Below are 10278 nucleotides of genomic sequence, written 5' to 3' on the forward strand. Positions count from 1 at the left end.
CTAGCTGAGTTAGTCTGATGCTAAATCATTACCGAGAAAGAAAATATCCCAGTTTAACTTTGACCTTTAACATCGAGTAGTATTTTTACTCGTTACAAAATCGATAGGGTTTGAATTTTAAGGAACTGTTTTGATTAAACAAAAATTAATTCGTCGAATGCATCTATATAGGTCATATTGAGAACTCGTTTTTTTGCAATTCAATATGGTGATTTCGGCCCGACAATTAATCTCAGAAAACTATTTATTAATCTCATCAAACTACTGTTTTTTCAATGTAACTCTGGTTAATGCTTCTCCTGAGAAAAAGGATAGACGGATTCTTTTAGGGCAAGCTCAGGTTTCAAGTTGCTTACTATTTGTTTCTAGCGCCTTTTCTAGCGCAACTAGAAATGTAGAAATATCTTGAGCACTCGTTTTCTACAACGGCAAGAATGCCGATGAACATATATCTCTATCAACTATTTTAACTCAGTCGATAATCTGTCACGATGTAGAGCTTATGTCCCAAAATTGGAGAACTGATCTGAGGTGATAAACCTTTTGAAAATCAGATCGCTATAGGGTCACTGTCTTTGTACGTTAAGGTCAGTATATACTGTCAGTACCAAATCAAGTACGCACGTTACAAAGTGTGCTTTAGTTGAATTTACCTGTGGAGAGACTTGATGGATCGCGGTTTTCGAAATCTAGACCTTAACCTTTTAAAGACTTTGGTTGTGCTCTATCAAGAGAGAAATACTCGCCTTGCCGCAGAGCGTTTGTTTACCACTCAACCGTCAGTCAGCCGTGCCCTAACTAATTTGAGAGAGCACTTTCAGCAAGAGCTGTTTATTCGCAATCAATACGGGTTAACGCCAACTCCAGAAGGCGACAAAATCTGTCGTGAGGTAAACCAAGCCTTGCAAGTTCTTGAACAAAGTGTCGCATTACACACATTCTCCCCAGAGAGAGCTGAAGGTAAACTTAGTATTAGCTTGAACCACTTTATGGCTGAACGCTATGCCAGCACCCTATATCGAAATATCTCCCGTTTAGCGCCAAACTTACAGTTGGAGATAGAGTCTTGGAACCAAGCTAGCCTATCCAAGTTGGTGCAAGGGGAGCTAGATTTTGGCGTCAATTTCTACGGTATTGACGCGCCGAAAGAGTTAGTTAGTAACTCATTGGGTAGAGAAGCATTCTCTTTGTATATGCGAAAAGGTCACCCATATCTCGATAACGTTCGCTTAGAAGCGCTGTCCGATTACCCCTTAGCCTCAGTGCTTATCTCCAATTGGAACCAGAAAGAATCGCGAGTTGAAAAGATCTTACGCAAAGCAAAGGTTCCAGTTACTGTGGCGCTGCGTTCGGAAAATGTACACGCGATAATTAGGTCGTTGGCAGACAGCAACTTAATTTTCCCCGCTATTTCTGGCTTGTTGGATGAAAACAATCAACCCAATATTGTTAGCATACCTATACAAGAAATATTGGATGTGCCTGCCGTGGAGTTCGATCGCAGCTTGTTCTATCATCAGAAAAACCGAAGTTCAGAATTTCACCTATGGGTTATGACTCAATTAGAAGAGGTGTTTGCTACTGAATAACCAGATATACATTTTTCGTATTTCTCAGGTCAAAATTAGGAATTAGATCGTATATCTAAGAGTCATTAGAGTGTTGTGTATTCCCTGAACATTAGGACACAACATGAAACTGATTTTTATTGCCTCTGTGCTTTCACTCTCTGTCACTACCGTATTTGCGGGTGACAACAATGATCTTACTTTTACCAGCTCCCACGGTTATCAATTTGTCAACAATGTACCTTCTGCTGAAACCTCGCAGAAGATGTATCAAGATCAGAATATTCAATATGCAGCTATGGTTTATCAATGGTCAATGCCTGCTATGGGTTTGAAGGGGTGGGAAAATGCTAATCATGACATGGGCAATAGTGCGAACAGTGCGCAAATCTCTTCTTATCAAGGTGACGGGGCTCGCGGTATTTTGACTCCCAACCAAGTAGTGGAGTATCTAATTGCTTTTCATAATGCCGATGTTCATGGTCCTGTGGTGTGGGAAGTCCCAGCAGGTATGACAGCAGGCTATGTGGGTGATCAATGGCAACGCCCTATTATCGATGTTGGCGTTGCCGGGCCAGAGCAAGGCCAAGGTGTGAAACTGCTTATCCTAGGTCCAGGTCAACAAGAACCTGAACACGATGGCTCTTATACTGTCGTTGAGTCACCAACCAACGTTATCTGGCTCGGGACGCGGAATATGGAGCGTGACCCAATTAAGCATAAGCAAATCACGGAATCCTTCAAAGCCTATCCATTTAACCAACAGGAACTTAGAGATCGCCCAATCGTATCAAAGCAGGGCGATGCGTTTATCCAAGCTCAGCCACGCGGTATGACGTTTTGGGAAAATCTAAATGAGATCGTTCAGCGGGAAGTCATGCACGAACGTGATGTGTTCTTCTACGCCATGTTGAAAGATCTTGGCATTGAGAAAGGCAAGCCGTTTAATCCAACCAAAGAACAGAAAGCTATTCTGATTGCTGGCGAAGAGTTAGGTTATTTACAGGCAATTAACAACACCTACAAAAAGAATTTTGAGGGAGCGAATTACTTTGGCGATAAGAACTGGTTTGTCGCTCTGGTAAACGATTCAACTCAACAACAAGAGACTCATGGTGAGCTTCGTGAGCGTGCGGCTTGGTTCCATGAGGCGATTGGTTCGACCAAAGCGATGAAGATGTATAAACCGGGCCCTGGTCAGATGTACTTAGGTGCTTATGAGGATGCGAACGGTATCGGATTTGATGGCAGCAACAATTATCATCTCAATGTACCAGCTGATGTGCCTGCGGATCTTTTTTGGGCGGTGACTATTTATGATTCTAAGTATCGTAACCTAATTGCTAACAGTACGGGTCAAGCAGAGATCAACTCTTCAAACAAGTTAACTTATAACGAAGATGGCAGTGTTGATGTGTTTATTGGTCCTCAATGCGAGAAGAGTAAAGGGTGTGTGTCCTCTAATTGGGTTCAAACTGAGCCTGGTCAAACATGGTTTACCTATTTCCGTTTATATACTCCGAATGAGCGCTATTTCTCAGGAGACTGGTCTCTAGATAATATTCAGCTAGTTCAATAGTAAATTAAAGCCTTAGCTTTTTGGCTGGGTAGAAAGGGCACTAGTTAGGGAATCATTCTCGATGAACGAGATTAATTAGAGTGGTTGATTAGAAAATACGAACGAGAAGTTATAAAACTGTGCGTTGTGCCAATAGCGTCTTAATTTTTAGTCGTGGTAGATTTGTAGATCTATTGGTATACGCACAGTTTTATATTAGTTCAAAACTGTGTATCCTCGATTAGACATGCAGTTTCTCAGAACTGTTTGTTTTTCTTTTTCGTAGTTTTGTTGGTTTTTTCTTCGGTCACGACTTCCTCCAACAACACCAGCTGCCAAACCTACCGCCGCTCCTTTTTTTGCGCCATCGGAGCCTGAACCACCAGCGATTGCTTTACCAGCAGAGCCAATAGCAGCGCCTTTAATTGCACCACCGACAGCTCCACGTGAACCACTGTCTTTCTTAGTTTGGTTTGCTAGCTCTTCACATTTGTGCATATCGTAAATATATTCTTTTTCTTCAATGCCATCTTTATCGATAATAAGTTGTGCTTGCAGAGGTGTAGTAAACAACAGTGTGAGTATAATTGGTGCATATTTAATCATGACTTTAAACCTATTGATGGGTGTTTTACATTAGTAAGAATAAGTCTATCAATCTTTATTGTTCCATGTGGAATATGGGTTATTCCACATGGTGTTATTCTATTTACCTTGCAAGTAATTGTTTGGTTTAAATGAAAATAATTTGAAATGCTATTTTATTAATGTAATGGGGAACAGTTAATTATTAACTATTTAAATGCATGACCATTTATTTAATTGAATTGGTTTTGTTGGATTAAATAAGTTTTCTTTATGTGTCCTAGAACTGAGATGTAATAAATTTTACATAGGTTACCGGTTGCAATCTATGGATCAGGGCTTTCTTTAAAACGTTCTAATCGAGAACGAAGAGGTTAAATGAATAATGATATAAATGAGTTAAACGCTTTACGCGTTTTTCTAACCTTAATGCAGACAGGTTCGACAAGTCGAGCTGCTATGAAACTAGGTCGATCTCAGTCATACATTTCTAAGGTGTTGGCTCAACTACGTGAAACTCTTGATGACCCGTTGTTTATTCGAAGTTCTGAGGGTATGGTTCCGACCTCTTACGCTTTAGCCGTTGAACCTAAACTTAAGACCGCACTAGAATCTGTGTTTTTAGCGCTAGAACCTGAACATTTTGACCCACAAAAACTAACGAAAGTGTCTTTACATATTATAGAGCCATATTTGGTTCAAAAAGGCAGCGCAATCATCAAAGCCATTCGCCAAGAAACAGATGCTGTTATTGATATACGTACATGGGGAGAACATAGCGAATCACTTATTTTACAAGAAGACGTTGATTTGGGAATCCATATACTCAATGACAAACCACAAAGTTTTTATCAAAAACGATTACATCAAGGCTCTGCGAGTTTCAAAGGTAATATTGGTAGTAGAGAATATGTGAAGTATGTTGTAGCTGGAGTTAATGAACATGAAAATCTATTCAATAAGTTGGATCCAACAATAAAACCTAAGTTGTATATTGATAACTATCAACTTATGTCTCAACTTATGGATGATTTCTATACACTTAGATACAACAAAGTGAGCGATGAATTAACTCACACCGATATAAGTGTAGATATCGCGCTAATAGTGAAATCTTCACGAAGGCACTCTGCAAAAATTGAGTGGCTTTGCGAGTTAGTGGAGCCAATTATCAACCAGGGCCCCGTAATTTAAATTTCAAGATAAGTTTAAGACCTCTGATATCAGCGGTGTAAATAACTGGAGAGTAGGCCGTTAATACAAGGGTTAGGGATTGGTAAGTAATGTTCTGACTCATTCAAAAACGTAGCAATAAAGCTTCCCTTTGAGGGAAGCTTAAGTATTAAATTGCTTATTGCTTATTGCTTATTGCTTATTGCTTATTGCTTATTTATAGGGATTTTTCTAGAGCAATTAAGAACGCAGAAATATCTTCAGCGCTAATGTCGCGGTGAGTAACAAAACGAACAGGGTTACCTGGAGACATCGTAATGCCTTGTTCATCTAACTCACCTGCGATGCGGTTAATATCGACAGAATCATCTAACTTAGCAAACACAATGTTCGTTTGAATGAAGTCAGGGTTAACAGAGAAGCCTGCTAGCTTGTTTAGACCAATCGCTAGATTTTTTGCGTTATCGTGGTCTACTTTTAGTTGAGCCACGTTCTCCGTAAGCGCCATTTTACCCGCAGCGGCAAGAATGCCTGCTTGACGCATGCCGCCACCGACCATTTTACGAAGTCGACGTGCTTTGGCTATGTAGGCTTTACTACCAAGAAGCAACGAGCCGATCGGAGCTCCTAACCCTTTTGATAAACAGATTGTCATAGAATCGAAGTGTTGGGCGATCTCTTTAACGTGTACGTCCAGCGCGACTGCCGCGTTATAGACACGCGCGCCATCTAGGTGCATTTGCAGGCCGTGTTGGTTGACGAACTCACGAGCTTCGGCTAGGTAAGACATTGGCAGTACTTTGCCATTAATCGTGTTTTCTAAACTAAGCAGCTTGGTACGTGCAAAGTGGCTGTCGTCTGGCTTAATAGCAGCAGCAAGCTTTTTAAAATCTAACGTGCCGTCTGGGTTGTTCTCGATTGGCTGAGGTTGAATCGAGCCAAGTACCGCGGCGCCGCCAGCTTCGTACTTGTAGTTGTGCGCTTGTTGGCCACAAAGGTATTCGTCACCACGCTCACAGTGTGCCATTAAACCAAGTAAGTTGGCTTGTGTACCTGAAGAAGTGAACATCGCTGCTTCAAAGCCGGTCTCATTCGCTGCCCATTGCTCTAGTGCGTTTACGGTTGGGTCATCGCCATAAACATCATCACCCACTTCGGCATTTGCCATTGCATCACGCATAGCTTGTGAGGGTTTAGTTACGGTATCAGAACGAAAGTCCATGTTTCTCTCCTAGAGTACTTGAGGTAGTCATATAATTGGCTATAGATAGCCGCATAGTTGGGCTTTGCTTAAACAAGCGATAGTTTTTGTATCGGTGATTTGATCGTGTCGTATTTTGTCGTGCAGTTCTTCTAAGCTCAGCTCTATCACTTCTATGACTTCATCTTCGTCGCATTCAAAGCGGGTAGTGAGGCTTAAGTCTTTGGCGACGAACAAATGCTGAATTTCATCACAGAATCCAGCTAAAGGTGTGACTTGCCCTAAGCTCTGAAAATAAGTTGCACTGTAACCGGTTTCTTCTTCCAGCTCGCGCTGGGCACATTGAAGAGGTGTCTCATCAATTTCCATCGTGCCTGCAGGTAGCTCTAAAAGCCATTTCTTAAGAGAAGGACGAAACTGATTAATAAGGATGATTTTTCCGGACGAAGTGATAGGAAGAATAACGGCGGCGCCAGGGTGGTGTATTGTTGTATGTTTTACCACGACGTTCGTAGGGAGCGTCACGTTCTCTTCGATGAGAGAAATACTTTTCCATTGATGGATAACTTTACTCATGCAGTCTGACTACAATCCTTGTCGATTTGTCACAATAATGAAGACGTGTACCACCTTAACGTCTATGGTGTCGAAAATAAAAGAAAAATTAGGTTGGCTATAGATTTAACTTTACGCTGTCAGTGACCTTACATTCATATTTGGAATCTATGATTACACTAAAATTACGACCGTAAGCATCTGATATAAATGCAACTCAATAATAAAATACACTTGTAACAGAATGCTAACAAATGTATAAAAACATATCTACACTCTCAACTGTTCAAAGATTTTCGGAGTAACGCATGACCCCTTCTATTTCCTCACATGCTGACAAGGCGCTACTCTCTGAAAGAATCAATAAATTGGCGCATGCTCTCTCTGATGGCGTCTATGAAAGAGAAGACACAATTAAGCTTTGTTTATTGGCCGCTCTGGCCGGAGAAAGTGTGTTCCTATTAGGCCCTCCGGGTATTGCAAAAAGCCTTATCGCTAAACGCCTCATTCAAGCTTTTGACAACAGTAGTTATTTCGAATATTTGATGACTCGTTTCTCTACGCCAGAGGAAGTGTTTGGTCCGTTAAGTATTCAAGAATTAAAAGATAATGGTCGTTACGTAAGATTAACGGAAGGCTATTTACCAACTGCTCAAGTTGTCTTTCTTGATGAAATCTGGAAAGCAGGTCCTGCGATCCTAAACACGCTGCTTACTGTGGTTAACGAGAAAACATTCAAAAATGGCAGCGAAATTGAACGTGTGCCTATGCGTTTGCTGGTTTCTGCATCAAACGAACTTCCCGATGAAGACAGCGGCCTAGAAGCTCTTTATGACCGAATGTTGGTCCGTGTGTTTGTAAATCGTATTCAAAACAAACAGAACTTCAAATCGATGCTGACGACCGGTACCTCTCAAGAAGCGGTGATTCCTAAAGGTTTGGCGATTACTGATATTGAATACCACCAATGGCAGAAAGAACTCGATAAGCTTGAACTGACGGACAACTCGTTTAACAAGCTCTTTGAACTGAAGACCATGCTTGAAGAGACCGTTAAAAAGCAAGGTTCATCTTCTGAATCGGAGCTGTATGTTTCTGATAGACGCTGGAAGAAAGCGGTTAAACTTTTGAAAGCGAGCGCATTCTTTAGTGGCCGTGATAGCGTGAATCCATTGGACATTATGCTTCTTCAAGATTGTTTGTGGCATAGCCCGGAATCACGCGATGTAGTTCGTAGTGTCGTGAAAGATTTTGCATTGAACAGAGCGTTTGATCAGCAAGAGTCGAAAGCTCAAATTGAAATGTCTCGAGAAGAACTAGAAGAGATTCAGGACGATGTTGAATCAACGTTGTCTGTGTCGTTATCTATGGAGTCCACCAGTGGCTTGCTGCGTAAAGACGTTTACCAAAATGATATCAAGAACGCGAAAATGTACAGCGTCGGCAGTGCATACAACCTAGTTAAACTGGTGATGTTGCAAAGCAACATGTCGGTGTCTGAATCTGAGAAAGGCGATAGCCGTTGGGTGTACGTAGCCAAAGACGATTTTGATCGAGTTCTTAAAGAAGGGCATGGCGACATTTACGGTTACGTTAACGAAAATAAAAATCTATGCCGTTTAAAACTCGATTTGGATGCATCGAATCAACTAGTTATCAAAGATATTGCGAATCGCTCGGTATTAGTGAGCGTGGTTACAACAGACGGTTTGGATAAAGAACTGTATAGCAAATGGTTGAGTGGCGCAGAGAAAGCGCTAGAGCAATTAACCGAAGCTGAATTCAAGTTAAAACGCGTACGCACTGAATTCCATGATGCGTTACCTCATAACTATATCGACCCTGATCTGCCGAAAGCGATGGAATCAAGCTTGCAAGCAGTAACGCAAGAGCTTGAAACGACGAAAGTGAAGAGTAGTAAGATAACGCAACGCATTAAGTTCATGAGTCAGTACTTCGAGTAAGGGGAGAGCATATGTTAGGGGCAGACGGCTTAAACCTCGCTTTAATGGTGGCTGATTCAGGCATCATTGATACCGCGATGAATGATCTCATTGCTCGTTCTCAAGTTATGATGGCTGCTGAGAACAAAGGTGTGAAAACATCTGTGAAAAACCACTTGGTAAAATGGCGCGGTAAAGTGAAAAAACGCGTCACTAAAGTGTGCGAAACTGATCGATTCCAAGAGGAAATTGCGCTTTATCAAGAAGTCATTTACTGGGATGAATCGCAGTTCTTTGACGAGATCGATAGTGTTATCAAAAAGCTGGAGTGGCACTCAGCGTTTTATCTACAAGCAAGACGTTTGATGGAAAACAACAAAGGCGTTTATAACGCGATGTTTCCACATTACTTTTGCGATCAATGGTATCAGTCACTGTCAGACGCCATTAAACAAGCTCAAGTAATCGAGCTTGAAACAAGCAAAGAAAAAGTCTTAGCTGATCTTTATCAACGCATGGAAACCATGAAAAACATGGATAAAGTGACGGAGTCGGGCGATGAAGGCAGTGTAGGGCGTTTGTGGGACATGGCATCTGCCAAGTTAAGCAAAACTGATCTCACCATTATGAAGCGCCATGCGGAGTTCTTGAACAAGCACAAGGGCCTTCAAGAGATAGCAGAGAAGTTAGGCCGTATGGCTGGCGAGGAAGATGATCCCTCGTTACATAAAGCCCCTGTAGAAGAACTGCAGATGGTTGAAGAAAAAAGTGATGAGGCGGTCGACGATATTGTTGGGATACATGAAAGTGATGACCTGAACAAAATGCTGCCTAACGAGACTATGTTCCTAGCTTACCCTGAACTTGAGGTTATCTTTTACAAACACTTGGCCGACAAGCGTTTACTTAGCTATCGCTCGCAAGGTAAATCACGCACATTACGTAAAGTAAAAGCGCAAAAGCCGGATAGCAAAAACGTTGATATTGAAAAAGGTCCGTTCATCGTCTGTGTGGACGCTTCTGGCTCTATGAGTGGTTTCCCAGAGCAATCAGCCAAAGCGATGGCTTATGCGTTGATGCAAATCGCTCTTGCGGAAGAGAGAGACTGTTACGTGATTCTGTTCTCTTCTGAGCAGATCACTTATGAGTTAACAAGGCAAGATGGCCTACGTGAAGCGAGCGACTTCTTAAGTTACTCATTCCACGGCGGTACGGATTTAGAACCTGTACTCATGAAGTCGATTGACTTGATGACGGGTGATAAATATAAGAATGCCGATTTAATCGTACTTTCTGACTTTATCGCACCGAAGCAATCAGATGAAATGATTGCTCAAGTTGAAAAGTTAAAAGAGCACAAAAATCGTTTCCATGCGGTTAGCCTTTCTAAGTATGGTAACCCTCAACTTATGACCATGTTTGATCACTGCTGGGCTTATCACCCGAGCCTTGTCGGTCGTTTCATGAAGAAGTGGTAACGCCCTAATACCTTTATTTAATCCATTTTGCTGCGTGTTTTTTGATTGAAGAGATCGAACATGCAGCAATTTGATTTAAATGTCAGCAAACGGAATTTAAATTCACTTTTTTGTTTGACTATCTCTCCTCGATCCGTAAAGTAGGCACCCGAACACAGCGGTGCGGCTTACTTGAGTGCCTAAAGTGTTGAATCAAAAAGGCGCCTTGGCAGAGTGG

At 41.7% G+C, this 10278-nt stretch carries 8 protein-coding genes; 5 read left to right on the forward strand and 3 right to left on the reverse strand.

The features are described from left to right. The first annotated feature begins 668 nt into the window (after nt 1-668). Both BCU75_RS09020 and BCU75_RS09025 read left to right on the forward strand, forming a co-directional pair. Complete coding sequence (locus BCU75_RS09020; protein ID WP_102473593.1) at nt 669-1589, forward strand: LysR family transcriptional regulator; 921 nt, start codon at nt 669-671, stop codon at nt 1587-1589. A gap of 103 nt (nt 1590-1692) precedes the next feature. After that, the gene (locus BCU75_RS09025) at nt 1693-3147 is read left to right on the forward strand and encodes a DUF1214 domain-containing protein (protein ID WP_102473594.1); all 1455 of its coding nucleotides are present in this window, start codon (nt 1693-1695) and stop codon (nt 3145-3147) included. 195 nt (nt 3148-3342) lie between these two features. Here BCU75_RS09025 and BCU75_RS09030 read toward each other — a convergent pair whose 3' ends face one another. Next, nucleotides 3343-3732, reverse strand: a complete 390-nt coding sequence (locus BCU75_RS09030) for a glycine zipper family protein (RefSeq protein ID WP_102466052.1) — start codon at nt 3730-3732, stop codon at nt 3343-3345. Between the two features lie 357 nt (nt 3733-4089). On the opposite strand from BCU75_RS09030, the gene BCU75_RS09035 reads away from it, so the two are divergent. After that, nucleotides 4090-4905 (forward strand): LysR family transcriptional regulator, encoded by an 816-nt coding sequence (locus tag BCU75_RS09035; RefSeq protein WP_241903961.1) that lies wholly within the window; start codon nt 4090-4092, stop codon nt 4903-4905. Between the two features lie 196 nt (nt 4906-5101). Here the strand turns inward: BCU75_RS09035 and ltaE are convergent, their stop codons facing one another. Then, complete coding sequence (gene ltaE / locus BCU75_RS09040; RefSeq protein ID WP_102473595.1) at nt 5102-6106, reverse strand: low-specificity L-threonine aldolase; 1005 nt, start codon at nt 6104-6106, stop codon at nt 5102-5104. A 39-nt stretch (nt 6107-6145) separates the two neighbouring features. Further along, on the reverse strand, nt 6146-6661 hold the full coding sequence (locus BCU75_RS09045; protein ID WP_102466679.1) for an NUDIX hydrolase: 516 nt from the start codon (nt 6659-6661) through the stop codon (nt 6146-6148). A gap of 287 nt (nt 6662-6948) precedes the next feature. Here BCU75_RS09045 and BCU75_RS09050 point away from each other — a divergent pair, with 287 nt between their 5' ends. Both BCU75_RS09050 and viaA read left to right on the forward strand, forming a co-directional pair. After that, nucleotides 6949-8604, forward strand: a complete 1656-nt coding sequence (locus BCU75_RS09050) for an ATPase RavA domain-containing protein (RefSeq protein WP_102473596.1) — start codon at nt 6949-6951, stop codon at nt 8602-8604. A gap of 11 nt (nt 8605-8615) precedes the next feature. Beyond that, a complete protein-coding gene (gene viaA / locus BCU75_RS09055; protein WP_076674471.1) occupies nt 8616-10061 on the forward strand; it encodes an ATPase RavA stimulator ViaA in 1446 nt (481 codons plus the stop codon). Nucleotides 10062-10278 lie beyond the last annotated feature (217 nt).

The sequence above is a fragment of the Vibrio splendidus genome, from assembly GCF_002873455.1.
Taxonomy (GTDB): domain Bacteria; phylum Pseudomonadota; class Gammaproteobacteria; order Enterobacterales; family Vibrionaceae; genus Vibrio; species Vibrio splendidus_J.